Source organism: Arenimonas oryziterrae DSM 21050 = YC6267 (assembly GCF_000420545.1).
GTDB lineage: Bacteria > Pseudomonadota > Gammaproteobacteria > Xanthomonadales > Xanthomonadaceae > Arenimonas > Arenimonas oryziterrae.
The window spans coordinates 684,797-704,210 of sequence record NZ_ATVD01000002.1 but is presented as its reverse complement, the minus strand read 5'-3'; the positions used below and the strand labels follow the sequence as shown (position 1 = coordinate 704,210).

Here is a 19,414-nt window from a genome sequence, read left to right as displayed (position 1 = left end):
TTTTTGCAACATCAACCCACGGCGCCTTCCAGCGACACCTCGAGCAATTTCTTCGCCTCTACTGCGAACTCCATCGGCAGTTCCTTGAAAACCTGCTTGCAGAAGCCGTCGACGATCATCGAGACCGCGTCTTCTTCGCCGATGCCGCGCGCCCGGCAATAGAACAGCTGGTCGTCGGAAATCTTCGAGGTGGTCGCTTCATGCTCGACGATCGCGCCGGGATGCTTGACCTCGATGTACGGGAAGGTGTGGGCGCCGCAGCGTTTGCCGATCAGCAGCGAATCGCATTGGGTGTAATTGCGTGCGCCGTCGGCGGTCTTCTCGACCTTGACCAGGCCGCGGTAGGTGTTCTGACCGCGACCGGCGCTGATGCCCTTGGCAATGATCTTGGACTTGGTGTTGCGCCCGATGTGGATCATCTTGGTGCCGGTGTCGGCTTGTTGGCGGTGGTGCGTCAGCGCGACCGAATAGAACTCGCCGGTCGAATCGTCGCCGCGCAGCACGCAGCTCGGGTACTTCCAGGTGATCGCCGAGCCGGTTTCCACCTGCGTCCAGCTGATCTTGCTGCGTGCGCCGCGGCACTCGCCGCGCTTGGTCACGAAGTTGTAGATGCCGCCGACGCCGTTCTCGTCGCCGGGATACCAGTTCTGCACGGTCGAATATTTGATCTCGGCGTCTTCCAGCGCGACCAGCTCCACGACGGCGGCATGCAGCTGGTTCTCGTCGCGCATCGGCGCGGTGCAGCCTTCGAGATAGGACACGTGGCCGCGATCCTCGCAGATGATCAGCGTGCGCTCGAACTGGCCGGTATCGCGGGCGTTGATGCGGAAATACGTGCTCAGTTCCATCGGGCAGCGCACGCCGGCGGGAATGAACACGAAGCTGCCGTCGGAGAACACGGCCGAATTGAGTGCCGCGAAATAGTTGTCGCCAGTCGGAACGACCGAGCCCAGGTATTTCTGCACGAGCTCGGGATGTTCCTGCACCGCTTCGGAGAACGAGCAGAAGATCACGCCTTTTTCGGCGAGCTCTTTCTTGAACGTCGTGCCGACCGACACAGAATCGAACACCGCATCGACCGCGACGCCGGCCAGACGCGCGCGCTCGTGCAGGGGCACGCCGAGCTTGTCGTAGGTTTCCAGCAGCTTCGGATCGACTTCATCGAGCGAGGCGTATTTTTTCTTCGGCGCAGCGAAATAGCTGATCGCCTGGAAATCGATCGCGGCGATCTGCAGCTTGGCCCATTCCGGCGGCGTCATGGTCAGCCAGTGGCGATAGGCCTTCAGGCGCCACTCGGTCATCCACTCGGGTTCGTTCTTCTTGGCCGAGATGAAGCGCACGACGTCTTCGCTCAGTCCCGGCGCGATCGTGTCGGACTCGATGTCGGTGACGAAGCCGGCGTCGTAGCGGCGTTCGAGCTGTTTGGTGATTTCAAGATTCTGGGAAGACATGCTCGCCTCAGGCCCGGGCCAGGTGCAGCGGAATGGATTTACGTGCGGCCGCCGGCAACATCTCGGCCAGGCTGATGCCGCGCAGGGCATCGGCGATGACATCGTTGATGCGGCGCCAGTGGCTCTGCACGTCGCAATGCGGTTCGTGTTCGCAGGTGCTGTGTTCGCCCGAGCATTCGGTCATGCCGAGCTTGCCCTCGATCGCTTCGACGACGTCGTACAGGCTGATCCGGTCGGGCGCGCGGGCCAGACGGTAGCCGCCGCTCGCGCCGCGAAAACTCTCGACCAGGCCGGCATGCGCCAGCGGCTTGAGCACCTTGCTGACCGTGGGCAGTTCGAGTTTGGCGCGCTCGGCCAGCTCGGCCGCGCTGTGCACGCGGTCGGGGCGTTCGGCCAAGGCGGTCAGCACGACCGTGGCGTAATCGGTGAGTTTGGTGACACGCAGCATGGCCGTGGCCCGCGGGAACGGATCAATCCGTACCGAAATTGTACGGTATGGCGGCTTTGCGCTCAATCGTGGGAGCGCATCCGCCCTAGGCCAGATGCCCGCCAATCAGGCTGCCGATGGCGAAGGTCACGACCCCGGCGCCGCCGCCGATCGCCAGCATGCGCAGACCGCCGGCGGCCGGATTGCGCCCCGTGAACAGGCTCATGGCCGCGCCGGTCGCGAACAGGCCCGCCGCCGACAGCCCGGCGCCGAGATAGGCGGCCCCCGGAAGGGTTGCGCCGAACAGGAAGGGCAGCAGGGGCACGGACGCGCCGAGCGTGAAGGCGATGAAGGAAAAACTCGCCGCCCCGAGCGGGGAACCCAGATCGTCGGGATTGAGGCCCAGTTCTTCGCGCGCCAGCACGTCCAGCGCCTGCTTCGGATCGGTGATGAGCCGCCGGGCGAACGCGCGCGCCTCGTCGATCGGCAGACCGCGGGCGGCGTAGATCAGGGCCAGCTCCTCGGCTTCCGCATCGGGATATTCGGCGAGCTCATCGGCTTCCAGTCCGATCTGGTACTCGAACATTTCGCGCTGCGAGCGCACCGAGACGAATTCGCCGGCCGCCATCGACAGCGCACCCGCGAGCAGGCCGGCGACACCGGTCGCGAGGACCGTGCCGGTGCTCGCCGCGGCGCCGACCATGCCCAGGATCAGGCTGGCATTGGAGACCAGGCCGTCGTTCACGCCGAAAATCGCCGCTCGCAGATTGCCGCCGCCGACGGTCTGATGGCCGCGACCGATCTGCGCGACCGAGGTCGGCATCGCGTGACCGACCGGTCCGCTGCCGTAGGCCGAGAGTCCGCGCACCTTCATGGCGGCCAGGGCCGGCTTGATGCGGCGCGGGCTTAGTCGGCGCGCCAGCGAGGCGACCAGGCGCGCACGCACTTCAGGCACGAACTCCGGCAAGGCCTGGCCCGCGTCGCCGGCGATACGTGCCCAGTGCACCGACTGTTGCTCGGCAGCTTCGCCCAGCTGTGCAAACAGCGCGGCCATGTGGGCTTCGGTCTCGCACCGCGCCAGGGCCCGATACAACCAGGCCGACTGCTTTTCTTCGTGCCAGCTCTCGCGTGCGTTCATGGGTCCCTCCAGAGATGGGGATTGTCGCCCCTGGCCCGCGTTCTCGCACCCCTCATTGCCGACAAAGCGGACGCGATTGGGCGACAATGCCGCCTTTCCTCCCCCAGATGCCTCCATGTCCTCGAACATCGTGACCCGCCGCTCGGCCATCCACGGCAACGGCGTCTTCGCCGCCGCGCCCATCAAGAAAGGCACCCGCCTGATCCAGTACAAGGGTCTGCTGCGCTCCCACGAGGAAGTCGACCGCGTCTACGCTGACGACATCGATACCGGCCACACCTTCCTGTTCACGCTCAACGACGACTACGTCATCGACGCCAATGTCGAGGGCAACGATGCCCGCTGGATCAATCACAGCTGCGATCCGAACTGCGAAGCGGTCATCGACGAGGACGAGGGCAAGGACGCGGCGAAGGATCGCGTTTTCATCGAAGCCATCCGCGCGATCAAGCCCGGCGAAGAGCTCACCTACAACTACGGCATCAAGCTCGCCGAAGCGCACACGCCGAAGATGAAGAAACTCTGGGCCTGCCATTGCGGCTCGAAGAAATGCACCGGCACGATGCTGCAGCCCAAGCGCGAGCCGAAAAAGAAATAATCGCGAACGCCGGGCCGGCCGGCCCGGCCCCGTGTACGCCGAATCGATTCACGCGCTCGCGACGGACTGCGCGTCGATCAGATGGCCAAGATAGCTGCCCCGCGCGGAAACGAAGTCCCGCAACCGGCGTGAATACTCCGGTCCGACTGCCGCGCGCACCGAGGCGCGTTGCTTCAGGTTCTCCCGCCACAGGCTCAGGCGCGGCAGGTCGCCGGTCACCTCGCTGTCGACGATCTCGTCGAAGACATCGAAGTAGCGGAAGACCGGTCCGAAGGCGGCGTCGACCAGCGAGAACGACGCGCCGGCGAACCAGGGCCCATCGCCCAGTTGCGTTTCCAGGTGCTGGAACATCGCGGCGATTTCGTCGCGCGTTTTCCACAGCGCCGAGGCGTCCGCGGCGTTGTAGAAGCTCCCGATCCGGACCAGCACCGCGGAGGCGAATTCGATCCAGGCGCGGTGGCGTGCGCGCTGCAACGGGTCGCTGGGATGCAGTGCCGGCCACTGCGTCTCGTCGAGGTAGTCGCAGATCACCGCTGACTCGAACAGGGCCTCGCGTCCCGTGTCCGTCGTGACGACCAGCACGGGGGTCTTGCCCAGGGGCGACAGCGCGAGAAATCACGCCGGCTTGTTTTTCAGGTCGATGTCGATGCGTTCGTAGGGCAGCTGTTTTTCCTTGAGCGCGATGACGGCACGCTGCACGTAAGGGCACAGCGCATGCGAGACGAGGATGGGCAGGCCGCTGCGCGGCAGTGTCGGCAACAAATTCGACGACGGACTCATGACGCATGCGCCAGGCGGGTGCCGAAATGCGGCGAACGCTTCGAGGACAACGCGAAGGCGCCATCGCCGAGCAGGAAATGCACGACCGACCAGACGATCAGGTAGGCGGGAAATTCCCAGCCGCCGTTCGCGGCCGAGAACACCCAGCCGTTCGGGTAGTGGGTCCATAGCGCGCCGGCGAGGATCGGCAACAGCGCCAGCGAGACGTAACGGCCATGCAGGCCCAGGACGATCGCCGTGCCACCGGCCAGTTCGGCCAGGACGACCGGCCAGGCGATGAAGGTGGGAATGCCCTGCGCGGCGAGGAAGGCTTCAAAGCCGGGCATCGTGAAGACGAGCAGTTTCAGCAGGGCGTGGGAGATCCACATCGTGCCCAGGGACAGGCGGACCAGGGTGGCGGCGTGGGCGGGGGACGGCATCGGAGTCATGGCGAATTCCTTGGTGGCGGGCAGAAGGTGTGGCAATCTTGGGTTTGCATTTCGGCCAGGTAAATACGCAGAAATGAAATCTCCCATTGCGAAAACGCAAACAAAGGCGGTCTCTCAGGCGGCCGGCCCGCCGATGGGTCAGATCGGTTCGCGGGATCTGGAGCTCGTGCTCGCCCTGGTGCGCGGCCGCACCCTTGCCGAGGGGGCGCGACGTCTGCAGGTCGATACCTCGACGGTGTTCCGCGCGATCCAGCGTCTGGAAAAGGAATTGCGCCAGACCCTGTTCGAGCGCCGCCGCGATGGCATGGTCCCGAACGAGCTCGCGCTGGAGCTCGCGCGTCGCGGCGAGGCGGTCGAAGCCCAGGTCGAGCAGGCGCGTGAACTGCTCAATGCCGACGACCGGCCGATGGCGGGTCTGCTGCGCATCACCACGACCGACACGATTCTCAAGGGCTTGTTGCTGCCGGTGCTGCCGGTGTTCGTGCAGGCGCATCCGCAGGTCGAACTCGAACTGGTCGCCACCAACCAGGTCGCGAGCCTTAGCCGGCGCGATGCCGACATCGCGATTCGCCCGTCGATGAAACCGCCCGAGCATCTGGTCGGCGCGAAACTCGGGCGCATCGCGTCGGCGTTGTGGGCCAGCCAGGCGTACCTGGACGCGAATCCGTCCTATCGCATTCCCGCGCAGATGGACTGGGCCGCGCCGGACGATTCGCTCGCCGAACACCCGTCGGCGAAATGGCGGCGCAGCAAATTTCCCGGCGTCGTGCCGCGCTTCCGGTGCAACAGCATTCTCTCGATTGCCGATCTGGTCGAACACGGGCAGGCGATCGGCGTGGCGCCGGCGTTCCTGCTGCAAGCGCGGCCGGGCATCGTCAATCTGAGCGGAGCGGTCGACGATCTTGGCGTCGATCTTTGGGCGCTCACCCATCCAGACGTGCGGCATCTGCGTCGGGTCAAGGCGTTTTTCGATTTCCTGCGCACGTCGATCCGGCTGGACGACGCTACCGCTTAGCGCAGCTTTTTCTTCCGCTCTTCGGTGTAATGCCACCACGGATGCGGTGGGCTGCCTTCCATGAAGCGCACCGCCGCGATGAACGTGTCGCACACGCAGGGGTCCTGACGGACGCCGACGAGCGCGTTGCTGCGCTCGTACAGGGCGTAAGGATCGAGTCCGATCAGTTGCGCCGGTTCCGAAATGCCGAGCGCGCGCAGGTCACCGGCGATGGATGGGCCGACGTTCGGGAGTTGTTCCAGCCGTTTCGCCTCGGCGGCGTTTCGCGCCTTCGCCATCGCCTGTCTCCGCCGACGCGCCGCTCAGGGCGCGTTTTCTCCGACGATGACCGCGAAGGTGCAGACCACTGGCGGAAACTGCTGCACGATCGGCAGGGTCGACGAGAACGTGCCTTCGCCTTCCGGGTAACCCTTGGGCCATTCGTCGTTCTCGAATTCCGGCGGGCACAGTCCGAAGCCGCCGTCGACGAGCTGCTTGTCCATCGCGCCATCGCCCCAACTGGTGATGTTGCCGCCGTAGTCCCAGCCGAAGCCGCTGAATTCGATCGGCTTGCCGTTGCGCTTGGCCAGTTCGTTCAAGTCCAGATCCATGCGGATGCCGTCGCTGCGTTGCCAGGTCGAGGTCTGATCCAGGATGCGCAGCACTTCCGGCTGGCCTTTGTCGTCGAGATAGATGTAGACGCGCTTGCTCTCGTCGGTCGGATACAGGATCCAGCCGTCGAATTCCTCGCCTTCCGCGCCCGGCACCTTGCCGGCGACGACGTTGTCCGCGCCGAAGCGCGCGCGCAGCGTGTCCAGCGTGTCTTTCGGCGTCGCGACCTTGTCCAGCCGCAACGGTTCCGACGTCGCCGCGGCGTTCGCTGCGGGAATGACGCTCGCGTCTGTCGTGCCCACGGTCGGCTCGGTTGGTTTCGCAGGTTCTTCGGCGGGCTTGTCCGGTTGGCAGGCCGCGAGCGCAAGGGCCGCGGTCGTCAGGAGGATCGCTGCGAAACGAGGGTTCATGTCCGGGTCCAGGCTAGGGGCAGGGCATCAGCATAGCGCCGCTTCAGCCTTTGCAGGCCAGCAGGTAACGACGCAATTCGTCCGACCCTTGCACGCTGCAGCGCCAGTCGACCATGCCAGTGGCATGGGTCTTGGGCTCGAACACGATCTGGCTGGCGGGCGTAAAGGCGTTGTTGATCTTGATGATCACCACGCCATGCGCGCCGACCTCGATACCGGTGACCGCGCCACCGGCATACGCACTGGCACTTTCGAGACCGGCTTGCTGCGCATTCGCCGGCCACTCGCCATTGGTCTGGTAGTACTCAGTCAGCGCGACGCGAAACATCTGCGCGCGCATCAGCGCATCGACCGCGAGGCGACGACGATCGGCTTCGCTCGCCTGCGCCTGCATCGCTTCTTGCGAATCGGCGACGCTCTTCTTCACCGATGCATCGAGATCGGCGGCGATCGCCTGTGCCTGTTCGCGCGTCGTCGACAGGTCCACCGATGCCGATTGCACTGCGGCTTCGGTACGTGGCTTGACGATGAATTGGTCGTAGGCCAACAGGGACAGCAGCATGGCAATCAGGACAGCGCTGAAAACGATGGCGAACTGTTTCATGGGGCGGTGGGATCGGTCGGGGAGGGCGCGGCCAGCGTACACGAGCGGCCCGCGAGTTCGCAGTCCCGCCCGCGCCGCCGATCACCCCGTGCCGGGAGTGCGATACGCCGCTTCGATGTTGTTGCCGTCGGGGTCGAGCACGAAGGCCGCGTAATAGGTACGGCCGTCGCCGCGATAGCCGGGCGCGCCGTTGTCGGTGCCGCCTTCGCCCAGTGCGGCGTGGTGGAAGGCGTCGACCGCTTCCTTGTTCGGCGCTGCGAGGCACAGGTGGATCGGACTCGTGCCGGCGGCGTGTTCGTCCTTCCAGAACGCGGGGCGTCGCGTGCCGATCCACAGGAACGGCCGGCCCGCCGGTCCGCCGAAGACCGAGGCGCCTTCCTGCGACTCGGTCTCCACATACCCCAGCGGCGGCAGACAGGCCTGGTAGAAGCGCAGGCTCAGGCTGCGATCGCGGGTGACGATGCCGATGTGATCGAACATGCACGAACTCCGTTTCGACGCGGATCAATCCTCGTCCGCATGCGGTTTGTAGGCCTCGACCAGTTGTCGCTGCACATTGCCCGGCACCGGTTCGTAGTGGCTGAACTCGAGGTCGTAGCGGCCGCGTCCGGCGGTCGCGCCCTTGAGTTCGGCGGCGTAGTCGGTCAGTTCGGACAAAGGGACCTGGGCCTTGATGACGATTTCGCCGTCGCGCATGGAGTCGGTGCCGTTGATGCGTGCGCGCTTGGCCGCGAGACCGCCGGTGATGTCGCCCATATGCGCTTCCGGCGCGGTGACGGCGAGGTCGACGATCGGTTCCAGGATCTGCGGCTGCGCCTTCGCGATCGCATCGAGAAAGGCCTTCTTGCCGGCCGCGACGAAGGCGACTTCCTTGGAGTCGACGGTGTGGTACTTGCCGTCGTAGACGATCACGCGGACATCTTGCAGCTGGTAGCCGGCCACGGCGCCGCCGAGCAGGACCTGGCGCACGCCTTTTTCGATCGCCGGCATGAACTGGCCGGGAATCGTGCCGCCCTTGACCGCATCGACGAACTCGAAACCGGTGCCGCGCTCGAGCGGTTCGATCTTCAGGAACACTTCGCCGAATTGTCCCGCGCCACCGGTCTGTTTCTTGTGCCGGTGATGGCCCTCGGCCTTGGCGGCGATCGTCTCGCGGTAAGCGATGCGCGGCGGGCGCGATTTCACTTCCACGCCGTAGCGTTCCTTCATGCGCTCGATCATCACGCGCAGATGCAGCTCGCCCAGGCCGCGGATCACCGTCTCGTTGAGTTCGGGATTGTGTTCGACGTGGAAGCCGGGATCCTCTTCGGCCAGTTTGTGCAGGGCCAGCGAGAGTTTCTGCTCCTGGCCGCGGGTCGCCGCTTCGATCGCGAGGCCGAACATGGGCTTGGGAAATTCGATCGGCTTGAGATGGATCTCGTCTTCATCGTGAGAATCGTGCAGCACGGCGTCGAAATGGATTTCGTCAATCTTCGCGACGGCGGCGATGTCGCCGGGAATGGCCTGCTCGATCTCGACGTGATCCTTGCCCTTGAGCTTGAACAAATGGCCGACCTTGAAGGGCTTGCGGCCATCGTCGATCAGCAACTGGGTGTCGCGTTTCACCGTGCCCTGGAAGATGCGGAACACACCGAGCTTGCCGACGAAGGGATCGTTGACGATCTTGAACACGTCCGCGATCACGTGCGCCTTCGCCTCGGGTTTGGCGATGATGGCCTCGGCTTGGTCGCCGCGGCCCTTGATGAAGGGCGGCGAGTTGCCTTCGAGCGGATTGGGGAACAGGCGTTCGGTCAGGTCGAGCAGTTCCTTCACGCCCGCACCGGTACGCGCGGACACGAAACAGATCGGCACCAGATGGCCTTCGCGCAGGGACTGCTCGAACGCCTCGTGCAGTTCGCTGCCCGACACGCCGGCTTCGCCGCCTTCGAGATAGTGGTCCATGACCGTTTCATTGACCTCGACGACCTGATCGATGATCTTCTGGTGGCGATCGGCGATCGCGCCCAGATCGGAGTCGCCGGCGGGATTGAAGAAACAATCCACCACCGACTTGCCGCCATCGACCGGCAGGTTCATCGGCAAGCATTCGCTGCCGAATTCCTCGCGCAGCTGTTCGATCAGCGTCAGCAGTTTGCCGGGCTCGGCGTCGATCTTGTTGACGACGATCACGCGGCAAAGATTGCGCGCTTTCGCCACTTCCATCATGCGGCGCGTGCCGTATTCGATGCCGAGGCTGGCATTGACGACGATGCACACCGTTTCCACGGCCGAGAACGCCGACAGGGTTGGGCCACGAAAATCCGCGTATCCGGGCGTGTCGATGAGATTGATGTGGATGCCGGCGTGGTCGATGCTCGCGATCGCGGTGTTCAGCGAATGCACGCGGGTCTTTTCCATCGGGTCGAAATCGGAGACCGTGGTCCCGCGTTCGACGCTGCCTGCCGTCTGGATTGCGCCGCCGGCATGCAGCAGGGCTTCGAACAATGTTGTTTTGCCGGCGCCGGAGTGGCCTGCGAGGGCCACATTCCTGATTTGCTCTGTGGAATACGACATAACGGACCTCTCCCGGTTCGGGTGGCTGAGGCCGTCATGGTCGTCCGCGTGGGGAGCGATACCGACCGAGCGGTTCGCTCGGCGGGCGGTCATGGCGGGGTCCCCGGTGACCCCGGGGATGCCTAGCCTCGCTCCGCTTCCCGGCCCGGTCAAGCCGCACTCGCCGCAGGGCGTCCTGGCGCGGCCGTTCTGCCGCGGCCGTCTGAAATACGGCCGCCGCCCGCCCGTCGCATAATGCCCATCCACCTCGGGCAAGGAGAGCGACATGGGCTTCAAGCGATTTGCGACGGCGCATTGGCAAGGCGATCTGAAAACCGGCAAGGGCGCGATGAGCACGCCCCAGAGCGGCTTGTTCGCCGAACAGAACTATTCCTTCAACACCCGCTTCGGCGAGGAGAAGGGCACCAACCCCGAGGAATTGCTGGCCGCTGCGCATGCGGGCTGCTTTTCGATGGCGCTGGGCTTCATCCTGCAGAACGCCGGACACGTGGCCACGCGCATCGACACGCGCGCCGAGGTGCTGATGGAAACCAGTCCCGGCCCGCATGCGGTCGGCGTGCATTTGACCGTCAGCGCGACGGTGCCCGGCGTGAGCGCGGCCGAGTTCGCCACGATCGCCGACACCGCGAAGGAAAATTGCGTGATTTCCAAGGCGCTGGCGATTCCGGTGACGATGACGGCGACGCTGGTCTGACGTGAATGCGTTGCTGGTGCACGGCGCGGGCGGCGGTGGCTGGGAATGGCAGATCTGGCGGCGCGTTTTCATCGCGCAGGGCTTTCGGGTGTCCGCGCCGGATCTGCAGCCGGTATCGGCCGGACTGGAAGCGACCACGCTGCAGGATTACGCCGTGCAAGTGCGCGAGGCCGTGCTGGCGTTGCCGTCGCCGCGTGTTCTGGTCGGCGCCAGCCTTGGCGGCTTGCTGGTGGCGATGAATGCCGGGTTGGCGGATGCGCTGATCCTCATTAATCCCTTGCCGCCGGCGCCCTGGCATTCGCGTCTGCCGGTGCGCGCGCCGTATCCGGCTCGGATTCCCTGGCGATCCGGCGCCAGCCTGGCCGGAACACGACGCAGTCTGTTTGATGCGGACGAAGCCGCCTGCCTGTTCGCTTTCCGGCACTGGCGCGACGAATCGGGCGCGGTGATGAACGCTGCGCTGGCCGGCATCGCGATCGAGAAACCCTCCTGTCCGGTCGGAATAATCGTATCGGGGCGCGACGAAGACGTGCCGGCCGAACTCTCCCGTGAGCTGGCGCAGGCGTTTGCGGCGACGACGATTTTCCTGCCCGAAGCCAGCCATGTCGGCCCGCTGCTCGGCCGGCAGGCCGCAGACGCGGCGCAGCAGACTGTCGGCCTACTGAACGAATGCATACAGCGCCGAAGCAATTAAGCCGGCGTTGCCATCCGCGTACGTACTGTTCGGGTCGCGCCACTCCGGCGCTTGGAGCCTTCCTCATGAATCGCCTTGCAGTCTCTACGCTCGCCCTTGCCCTGGTTGCTGCTTCGGGCAGCGCCTTCGCCGACGACCGCTACAACGACTCCCGCTACGACTCGGACTATCGTTCCGCGTACAACGAAGACGGCCCCCGCTACGACGTCGCGCAGGTCACCAATGTCTCGCCGATCATCGAGCAGGATCGCCCGACCCAGCGTCAGGAATGCTGGAACGAGCCGGCGCGCGGCAACTCCGGTTACGACAACCGTGGCTACGACAATCGTGGTTATGACAACCGCGGCTACGGCAACACCGGCCAGACCCGCAACAATATGGGCGGCACCGTGCTCGGCGCCATCATCGGTGGCGCGCTCGGCAACCAGGCCGGCAAAGGCGACGGCCGCAAGGCCGCTACGATCGCCGGTGCCGTCATCGGCGGCGCGATCGGCAACAACGTCGCCCGCGGCAATGATCGTCCGCGCGATAGTCGCTACGGCTACAACGACGGTTACAACAATGGCGGCACGGTGCAGCGTTGCCGGACCGTCAGCGACGGCTACCAGAGCGAGCAGCGCGTCGTCGGCTACAACGTGACCTATCGTTATGCCGGTCAGACCTACCACACCACGACCGCCTACCACCCGGGCAAGACCCTGCGCGTGGAAGTGAATGTCCGTCCGACCGACGAAGCGCACGTCGCGACCCGCTACTGATCGCTGACCGCACTGCGTGTTAAACAAGAAGGGGCCGAAAGGCCCCTTCTTTTTTTCTCGCCGCAATGCCTGGGCGCGAAGGTCACCAGGACATCTCACCGCGAATCAGCGTCTGGCTCTCGCCGCCGACCCAGACCTCGTGCTCCTCGTCCACGCGCAATTCCAGCGTGGCATCGCGACCGATCTCTCGTCCTTGGCTCACCAGGTAGCGATTGCCCAGCGCCGCCAGGGCGCCGGCTTCATCGAGGAAGGCGGCGATCGCGGCGTTCGCCGCGCCCGAGGCCGGGTCTTCGTCGATACCTACGCCCAAGGGAAAGGCGCGCACAGTCAGCGTGTCGCCGTCTTGGCCGCTGCGTGCGAACAGGCACAGGCCCAAGCTTTGCGTGGCATCGGCCAGCTCGCGGATGGCGTCGCGATCCGGACGGAATTGCCGCACCTGCGCTTCCGTCGCCAGCTCCGCCAGCCACCAGCGACGACCGCCTTCGACGAGGGCGGGCGCGGTGAGTCCTGCCGTCGTTGTCACCAGGATGTTTCCTATCAGCACATCGTCCGCGCCCGCATACCGCACGATCCGCGAGCGCGGCACACGCACCGACAAGGATTGCCGGCCTTGTGCCATCGCCATGCGCACCGGCAACAAGCCTGCCTGGCACTCTTGCACGAGACCGCCCTCGCGTGGCGTCGCCCAGCCCGATTCGAGAACGGCGTGCGCCGTGCCGATGCTCGGATGGCCGGCGAAGGCGATTTCCTTCTGCGTGGTGAAGATGCGCACGCGGTAGTCGGCGTCCGCGTGCGTGGGCGCGAGCACGAAGGTGGTTTCGGCGAGGTTGGTCCAGGTCGCGATCGCCTGCATCTGCTCGGTCGACAGCGCTTCGGCATCGAACACCACGGCCAGCGGATTGCCGACACCGGCGCGCGTGGCGAACACATCGACCTGGATGAACGGCCGCGGCTTGCGCACGGTCGTCACCATGTCAGCGCTCCCTGCACGACGGTCTGCGTCTGTCCGCCGATCCAGACCTCGCCGGTCGCGTCGATCGCCACCGCGATGCGGCCGTCGCGGCCGATTTCCCGGCCCTGGCTGACGACATAGTGCGTGCCCAGGCGATCGAGTCCGTCGTTGCCCGATAGCCACGCAGCGATCGCCGCATTGGCACTGCCGGTCACCGGATCCTCGGGAATGCCGTCGGCGGGACAGAACGCTCGCACCGCCATCTGGTAATCCTTGCCCGGACAGCGCGCGAAAATGGCCAGGCCGACGGCGCCATCGGCGCGGCAGAGGGCGGCGATCGCGGCCAGGGGCGGCTGGAATCCGCGCACCGTGGCCTCGTCTTTCAGTTCCACGCACCACCATTGCGGGCCGTTGTCGATCAAGGCGGCGGGCGGCGCACCGGTCGGAATGGCGGAGAAGATCGCTGTGAGTGCGGCCTCCGAGCCGGACGGCCAGGGCAATTCGCGTCCCCGCGGCGCCCGCACCGAAATCCGCTGCGCCTCGCCCGTGCCCGAGACCTGCATCGGCAGCAGGCCCGCTGCGCATTCCTGGACCAGGCGGCCGTCGATGGCGCTCGCCAATCCGGCCTCGAGCGCGGCATGCGCGGCGCCGACACTGGGGTGGCCGGCGAAGGACAGTTCCTGGCGCGGCGTGAAAATGCGCACGCGGTAGCTGGCCTCCGGTGTCGTCGGGGGCAGGAGGAAGGCGGTTTCCGAGAGATTGGTCCAGTTCGCGAAGGCCTGCATGGCGGCCGTATCGAGGCCGTCGGAGGCAAGCACGACGGCCAGCGGGTTGCCGGCGCCGGGCCGGTCCGCAAAAACGTCGAGCTGAAGAAAGCGGCGGGGCGGATGCATCGTTTATCATTCCAAGTTCTGCGCATTGCGCGCCCGCCAATCATAGCGCCCCGCCCATGAGTCCCGACGCCGCCGCCACCGACTGGATCGTCCTGAAGTTCGGTGGCACCAGTGTTTCCCGTCGCACGCGCTGGGACACCATCGGTCGCCTGATGCGCGAGCGCCAGGCCGACGAAGATGCGCGCGTGCTCGTGGTCGTGTCGGCGCTTTCCGGCGTCACCAACGAATTGCAGGCGATCACCGATCACCACGCCGATGCCGCCGAGGTAGCACGGCGCATCGACGCCCTGGTCGAACGCCATCGCGCCTATTGCGGCGAGCTGTCGATCGATGCCGACGCGGTGCTCGGCGAACGCCTCGCCGCACTGCGCGCGCTCGGCCAGGATCCGCGTCGCGAAAGCGGCGCCCTCGCCTGGCAGGCGGAAGTACTGGCGCAGGGCGAACTGCTTTCGTCGACCTTGGGCGTGGCCTATCTGCGCACCCAGGGCATGGACGTCGACTGGCTCGATGCGCGCGACTGGCTGCAGGCGCAGTCGCTGCCGAACCAGAGCGACTGGTCGCGCCGTTTGTCCGTGTCCTGCCGCTATCTCGGCGATGCCGCCTTGCGCGAACGCTTCCGCGGCAACGGCCGACTGCTGATCACCCAGGGCTTCATCGCGCGCGCCGACGACGGCGGCACGGCGATCCTCGGTCGCGGCGGTTCCGACACCTCGGCGGCGTATTTCGGCGCACTGCTGCAGGCGCGCCGCGTCGAGATCTGGACCGACGTGCCCGGCATGTTCAGCGCCAACCCGCGCGTCGTACCCGATGCCCGCCTGCTCTCGCGCCTGGACTACGAAGAAGCGCAGGAAATCGCCACGACCGGCGCGAAGGTCCTGCACCCGCGCTGCATCCATCCCTGCCGCGAAGCGCGCGTGCCGATCTGGATCCGCGACACCGAGCGGCCGCAGATGGCCGGCACGGTCATCGATCATCGCGCGGCGACGGTGCCCGGCGTGAAGGCGATCAGTTCGCGTCGCGGCATTGTGCTCGTGTCGATGGAAACCATCGGCATGTGGCAGCAGGTCGGTTTTCTTTCCGACGTGTTTGAACGCTTCAAGCAGCACGGCCTGTCGATCGACCTGATCGGTTCGTCCGAAGCCAACGTCACCGTGTCGCTCGATCCCTCCGACAACCTGGTCAATTCCAACGTGCTCGACGCGCTGTGCGCCGACCTGGCGGAAGTGTGCCGGGTGAAAGTCATCGCGCCGTGCAGCGCGATCACCTTGGTCGGTCGCGGCATGCGCTCGCTGCTGCACAAGCTCACCGATGTCTGGAGCGAGTTCGGCCGCGAACGCGTGCACCTGATTTCGCAGAGCTCGAACGACCTCAACCTGACCTTCGTCGTCGACGAGGCGCTGGTCGACGGCATGATGCCGCGCCTGCACGACCTGCTTACGCATTCGGGTGCGATGCCGGTCGATATCACCGAGGTGTTCGGCCCGAGCTGGAAACAGATCGAGCCCAGCGGCGGCTCGCGGCGCGAACCCTGGTGGCGCAAGCAGCGCGCGCGCCTGCTGGCAGCGGCACAGACCGACTCGCCGCGCTACGTCTATCACCTGCCGACGGTGCGCGAACGCGCGCGCGGACTGGCCGAGGTCGGCGCCGTCGACCGGCGTTTCTATGCGCTCAAGGCCAATCCGCATCCGGCGATCCTGCGTGCGCTCGCCGACGAGGGCTTCGGTTTCGAATGCGTGTCGCAGGCCGAGCTCGAACACCTGTTCTCCGTCCTGCCGACGCTCGACGCCACGCGCGTGCTCTTCACGCCGAGCTTCGCGCCGCGCAGCGAATTCGCTGACGCGATCGCGCGCGATGTCTGGGTGACGCTCGACAGCGTCTATCCGCTGCAACACTGGCCGGAGTTGTTCGCCAACCGGCAGATCGCGCTGCGTATCGATCCCGGCTACGGCCTGGGTCACCACGAAAAAGTGCGCACCGGCGGCAAGGAAGCGAAATTCGGTCTGCCGGCGGAGGCCTTGCCCGAGTTCATCGCCGCCGCGCGTGCCGCGAAAGCCCGCATCGTCGTCCTGCACGCGCATGTCGGCAGCGGCATCCAGGATGTCTCGCACTGGCCGCAGGTGTACGCGCAGCTGGTGAATCTCGCCGAGCAGATCGGCACCGTGTCGGCGATCGACGTCGGCGGCGGCATCGGCGTGCCCTACAAGCCCGACGGCGAGGATTTCGACATTCCCGCATTCGCCGCTGCGATGGCCGACATCAAGGCCGCGTGGCCGCAGTACGCCTTGTGGATCGAACCCGGCCGCTATCTCGTCGCCGAAGCCGGCGTGCTGCTGGCGAAGGTGACCCAGGTCGTCGACAAGCTCGGCCAGCGCCGCATCGGTCTCGATGCCGGCATGAATGCGCTCATGCGCCCGGCGCTCTACAACGCCTGGCACGAGATCGTGAATCTCTCGCGCCTCGACGATGCCGACGGCGTGCCGGCGGAAATCGTCGGCCCGATCTGTGAATCCAGCGACGTGCTCGGCAAGCGCCGCGGCTTGCCCGACGCCACGGCGGAAGGCGATGTCGCGCTGATCGCCACGGCCGGCGCTTACGGCTTCGTCATGGCCAATCGTTACAACCTGCGTGCTTTGCCCGTCGAGGAAGTGTTGGATGTCTGACCTGAATTTCCAGCGCGACGCGGTCCGCGCCTTCCGTTTTGTGCGCTGCGCATTCGACACGGCGACCGGCGAGGCCAAGCTCGTCTACGCTTTCGACGACGGCCCCGAGCTGACCGAAACCGTACGCATTCCAGGCGCACCGTTCGTACTGGACGCTGCGCGCGCGGCTGCGGTCGAGCAGGCCTTGCGTCTGCTGCATCTCATCGCAGGCGTGAGCTATTACAAGGCAGCGGTGCCGGCGGAGATTCGCATCGAGTCGTATCAGATCGATGCGGCCTTGGCGGCCTTCCTGACTGAACTTTATGAGAACGGGCTGGGCGAGTTTGCTTATCGCAATGGCTTGAAGTTGCGCGGCAAGATTCGTTTTCCCTCATCCGGCCCTTCGGGCCACCTGCTCCCGGTGGCAGAAGGACAGCGGATCGGTCTCAAGCGCCATGCGCTCGTTGCCATCGGCGGCGGCAAGGATTCGCTTGTTTCGATCGAGGCGCTGCGTGCTGCCGGTATTGCGCAGACTGTCACCTGGGTCGGCAGTTCGCCGCTGATCAAGGCCTGCGCCGAGCGCACCGGCCTGCCGACACTCAACCTGACCCGCAGTCTGGCGCCGGAACTGTTCGAGATGAACAAGCTTGGCGCTTACAACGGCCACATCCCGGTAACTGCGGTGAACTCGGCGATTCTGGCGCTGGCCGCCGTGTTGATCGATGCCGATCAGGTCGTGTTTTCCAACGAGCGTTCGGCGAGCTACGGCAGCCTGATCCCGGGCACGGGCGAAGTGAATCACCAGTGGTCCAAGGGCTGGGACTGCGAACGTGGCCTGGCCGCACAACTCAAGCGCACGGTCGCGGCTGATCTCGAGTACTACTCTCTGCTGCGTCCGTTTTCGGAACTGGCGGTCGCGCGCCAGTTCGCCCGCATCGATCATTACGACGCGCATTTCTCCAGCTGCAACCGCAACTTCCATCTGCTCGGCGAACGACCGGCGCAGCGCTGGTGCGGCGTCTGCCCGAAATGTCATTTCGTGTTCCTCGCGCTGGCGCCGTTCATGCCCAAGCCGCGCTTGCTGAACATTTTCGGCCGCAACCTGCTCGACGAGCCGGAACAGGCGCCCGGTTTCGATGCCCTGCTCGAGTTCGAGGATCACAAGCCTTTCGAATGCGTGGGCGAGGGCAAGGAGTCGCGCGCCGCGATGGCCGCCCTGGCCGACAGTGCGAGCTGGCGGGAAGACGCGCTGGTCGCGCGCTTCGCCCGCGAGATCCGCCCGCAGCTGGTCGAGAGCGAACTCGGTCTCGCGCCCTTGCTGGTAGCATCGCCCGAACACGGGATTCCGTCGGCAGTCTGGGGAGCGGTGCGTGCGAATTTCGGAGCTTGAAGGCAAGCGGGTCGCGATCTGGGGTTATGGCCGCGAAGGTCGCGCCGCGCTGGCCGCGCTGCGCTGGCGCCTGCCGCGGCAGCCGATCACGGTGTTCTGCTCGGACGCCGAAGCGCCCACGCTCGCCGCGATGGAAGATCCGGCGCTGACCATCGACACCCAGGTCGACGGCGACAAGCTCGCGGCCTTCGAGATCGTCATCAAGTCGCCAGGCATCAGTCCGTACACCTCGCCGGCCGTGGACGCGAGCCTGCACGGCACGCAGTTCGTCGGCGGCAGCGGGCTGTGGTTCGCCGAGAACCCGCCGGGAAAGAAAGTCTGCGTGACCGGTACCAAGGGTAAGAGCACGGTCACCTCCCTGATTGCGCATCTGCTGCGCAGTGCCGGCAAACGCACCGCACTCGCCGGTAACATCGGTCTGCCGCTGCTGGAACTGCTCGATGTCGAGCCGCCGCCGGAATTCTGGGCGATCGAGTTGTCGAGCTATCAGGCACGCGAGGCGATCGCGCCGGACGTCGCCGTCGTACTGAATTTTTTCCCCGAACATCTCGACTGGCACGGCACCGAAGCGCGTTATTTCCAGGACAAGCTGGCCCTGGTCACCGAAGGCGCGCCGCGCACCGCCGTGCTCAACGCCGCCGATCCGCGCCTGGTCGGACTGAGCGTGCCCGATACCACGCGCGTGGTCTGGTTCAACGATGGCGACGGCTGGCATCTGCGCGACACCGACCTGTATCGCGGCCAGCAGTTCGTCATGGATGCGCGCCGTCTGCCCTTGCCCGGCCGGCACAATCGCCTGAACTTGTGCGCCGCGCTCGCGGCCGTCGAGGCCCTGGGCCTGGATGCCGTGGCGCTCGCACCGCAGGCACATCAGTTCAAGCCGCTGCCGCATCGCCTGCAGGCGCTCGGCGCGCGCGACGGCCTGGATTTCGTCAATGACTCGATCAGCACCACGCCGCATGCGAGTCTCGCCGCGCTCGACTGCTACAAGGGCCGTCGCGTCGCGATCATCGTCGGCGGCTACGACCGCGGCATCGACTGGGGCGTGTTCGCCGATCGCATGGCGGTGGATCCGCCGAAAGTCATCGTCACGATCGGGCAGAACGGGCCGCGTATTTTCGAACGCCTGAAACTCATTTCGGCCAACAGTCATTTCGTGCTGTCTGAAGCCGTGGAAATGGAAGACGCCCTGCGCCTGGCGCGCGAGGGTCTGGAGAGCGAAGGCCTGGTGCTGCTGTCGCCGGGCGCGCCGAGTTTTCCGCGCTACAAGGACTATGTCGAACGCGGCCGGCATTTCGCCAAGGCGGCGGGCTTCGATCCCGAGATCATCAGCTCGATCCCCGGCCTCGGCGTCGCCTGACACACGCACGCGGTCTTAACGCGCGGCGGCGATAATGTC

The 19,414-nt window shown here is 65.9% G+C and carries 21 protein-coding genes; 8 read left to right on the top strand and 13 right to left on the bottom strand.

The features are described from left to right. Positions 1-11: 11 nt before the first annotated feature. The 3 genes from sufB to G467_RS0108070 form a co-directional block, all read right to left on the bottom strand. Positions 12-1,451, bottom strand: a complete 1,440-nt coding sequence (sufB, locus tag G467_RS0108080; RefSeq protein WP_022969227.1) for a Fe-S cluster assembly protein SufB — start codon at positions 1,449-1,451, stop codon at positions 12-14. A gap of 7 nt (positions 1,452-1,458) precedes the next feature. Next, a complete protein-coding gene (locus G467_RS0108075; RefSeq protein WP_022969226.1) occupies positions 1,459-1,899 on the bottom strand; it encodes an SUF system Fe-S cluster assembly regulator in 441 nt (146 codons plus the stop codon). A gap of 85 nt (positions 1,900-1,984) precedes the next feature. Continuing rightward, entirely contained in the window at positions 1,985-3,016 is a 1,032-nt protein-coding gene (locus G467_RS0108070; RefSeq protein WP_022969225.1) for a VIT1/CCC1 transporter family protein, read from the bottom strand. A 115-nt stretch (positions 3,017-3,131) separates the two neighbouring features. Here G467_RS0108070 and G467_RS0108065 point away from each other — a divergent pair, with 115 nt between their 5' ends. Continuing rightward, a complete protein-coding gene (locus G467_RS0108065) occupies positions 3,132-3,614 on the top strand; it encodes an SET domain-containing protein (protein ID WP_022969224.1) in 483 nt (160 codons plus the stop codon). Between the two features lie 48 nt (positions 3,615-3,662). Here the strand turns inward: G467_RS0108065 and G467_RS18320 are convergent, their stop codons facing one another. Genes G467_RS18320 through G467_RS0108055 form a run of 3 tightly spaced genes read right to left on the bottom strand, consistent with a single transcriptional unit; the run spans position 3,663 to position 4,822 of the window. Continuing rightward, positions 3,663-4,220, bottom strand: a complete 558-nt coding sequence (locus G467_RS18320) for a glutathione S-transferase family protein (protein WP_483756896.1) — start codon at positions 4,218-4,220, stop codon at positions 3,663-3,665. A gap of 9 nt (positions 4,221-4,229) precedes the next feature. Further along, positions 4,230-4,394: a glutathione S-transferase N-terminal domain-containing protein gene (locus G467_RS18545; protein ID WP_211214051.1), complete on the bottom strand. Its 165-nt coding sequence runs from the start codon at positions 4,392-4,394 to the stop codon at positions 4,230-4,232. Beyond that, complete coding sequence (locus G467_RS0108055; protein WP_022969223.1) at positions 4,391-4,822, bottom strand: DoxX family protein; 432 nt, start codon at positions 4,820-4,822, stop codon at positions 4,391-4,393. The genes G467_RS18545 and G467_RS0108055 overlap by 4 nt, the downstream gene beginning before the upstream one ends. Before the next feature lie 133 nt (positions 4,823-4,955). Between G467_RS0108055 and G467_RS0108050 the strand changes: the two genes are divergently transcribed. Further along, positions 4,956-5,837, top strand: a complete 882-nt coding sequence (locus tag G467_RS0108050) for a LysR family transcriptional regulator (protein ID WP_022969222.1) — start codon at positions 4,956-4,958, stop codon at positions 5,835-5,837. Here the strand turns inward: G467_RS0108050 and G467_RS0108045 are convergent. The 5 genes from G467_RS0108045 to fusA all read right to left on the bottom strand — a co-directional run bounded on the left by G467_RS0108045 (position 5,834) and on the right by fusA (position 9,995). After that, positions 5,834-6,115 carry a helix-hairpin-helix domain-containing protein gene (locus G467_RS0108045; protein WP_022969221.1) on the bottom strand — a complete coding sequence of 94 codons (282 nt, stop codon included), beginning with the start codon at positions 6,113-6,115 and terminating at the stop codon, positions 5,834-5,836. The genes G467_RS0108050 and G467_RS0108045 overlap by 4 nt on opposite strands. A gap of 24 nt (positions 6,116-6,139) precedes the next feature. After that, a complete protein-coding gene (locus G467_RS0108040) occupies positions 6,140-6,838 on the bottom strand; it encodes a hypothetical protein (protein ID WP_022969220.1) in 699 nt (232 codons plus the stop codon). Positions 6,839-6,881: 43 nt separating this feature from the next. Next, a complete protein-coding gene (locus G467_RS0108035; RefSeq protein ID WP_022969219.1) occupies positions 6,882-7,442 on the bottom strand; it encodes a pilin in 561 nt (186 codons plus the stop codon). Between the two features lie 81 nt (positions 7,443-7,523). Continuing rightward, positions 7,524-7,922 carry a VOC family protein gene (locus tag G467_RS0108030; RefSeq protein WP_022969218.1) on the bottom strand — a complete coding sequence of 133 codons (399 nt, stop codon included), beginning with the start codon at positions 7,920-7,922 and terminating at the stop codon, positions 7,524-7,526. Between the two features lie 24 nt (positions 7,923-7,946). Then, on the bottom strand, positions 7,947-9,995 hold the full coding sequence (gene fusA / locus G467_RS0108025) for an elongation factor G (RefSeq protein WP_022969217.1): 2,049 nt from the start codon (positions 9,993-9,995) through the stop codon (positions 7,947-7,949). A gap of 265 nt (positions 9,996-10,260) precedes the next feature. Between fusA and G467_RS0108020 the strand changes: the two genes are divergently transcribed. The 3 genes from G467_RS0108020 (at position 10,261) to G467_RS0108010 (ending at position 12,141) form a co-directional block, all read left to right on the top strand. Next, positions 10,261-10,689, top strand: coding sequence for an OsmC family protein (locus G467_RS0108020; protein WP_022969216.1), 429 nt, complete (start codon positions 10,261-10,263; stop codon positions 10,687-10,689). A 1-nt stretch (position 10,690) separates the two neighbouring features. Next, entirely contained in the window at positions 10,691-11,383 is a 693-nt protein-coding gene (locus G467_RS17455; RefSeq protein ID WP_022969215.1) for an alpha/beta hydrolase, read from the top strand. 65 nt (positions 11,384-11,448) lie between these two features. Continuing rightward, on the top strand, positions 11,449-12,141 hold the full coding sequence (locus G467_RS0108010) for a glycine zipper 2TM domain-containing protein (protein ID WP_022969214.1): 693 nt from the start codon (positions 11,449-11,451) through the stop codon (positions 12,139-12,141). A gap of 82 nt (positions 12,142-12,223) precedes the next feature. Here the strand turns inward: G467_RS0108010 and G467_RS0108005 are convergent, their stop codons facing one another. Together G467_RS0108005 and G467_RS0108000 are read right to left on the bottom strand one after the other, a co-directional pair. After that, on the bottom strand, positions 12,224-13,114 hold the full coding sequence (locus G467_RS0108005) for a PhzF family phenazine biosynthesis protein (protein ID WP_022969213.1): 891 nt from the start codon (positions 13,112-13,114) through the stop codon (positions 12,224-12,226). Next, complete coding sequence (locus G467_RS0108000; RefSeq protein WP_022969212.1) at positions 13,108-13,986, bottom strand: PhzF family phenazine biosynthesis protein; 879 nt, start codon at positions 13,984-13,986, stop codon at positions 13,108-13,110. The genes G467_RS0108005 and G467_RS0108000 overlap by 7 nt, the downstream gene beginning before the upstream one ends. A 56-nt stretch (positions 13,987-14,042) precedes the next feature. Here G467_RS0108000 and G467_RS0107995 point away from each other — a divergent pair, with 56 nt between their 5' ends. The 3 genes from G467_RS0107995 to murD are packed head-to-tail and all read left to right on the top strand — an operon-like array spanning position 14,043 to position 19,375. Then, entirely contained in the window at positions 14,043-16,646 is a 2,604-nt protein-coding gene (locus G467_RS0107995) for a bifunctional aspartate kinase/diaminopimelate decarboxylase (protein ID WP_022969211.1), read from the top strand. Then, positions 16,639-18,015, top strand: a complete 1,377-nt coding sequence (gene murL, locus G467_RS0107990; RefSeq protein WP_022969210.1) for a UDP-N-acetyl-alpha-D-muramoyl-L-alanyl-L-glutamate epimerase — start codon at positions 16,639-16,641, stop codon at positions 18,013-18,015. The genes G467_RS0107995 and murL overlap by 8 nt, the downstream gene beginning before the upstream one ends. Next, positions 17,996-19,375 (top strand): UDP-N-acetylmuramoyl-L-alanine--D-glutamate ligase, encoded by a 1,380-nt coding sequence (gene murD / locus G467_RS0107985; protein WP_022969209.1) that lies wholly within the window; start codon positions 17,996-17,998, stop codon positions 19,373-19,375. Before murL ends, murD begins: the two co-directional genes overlap by 20 nt. Positions 19,376-19,414: the final 39 nt, after the last annotated feature.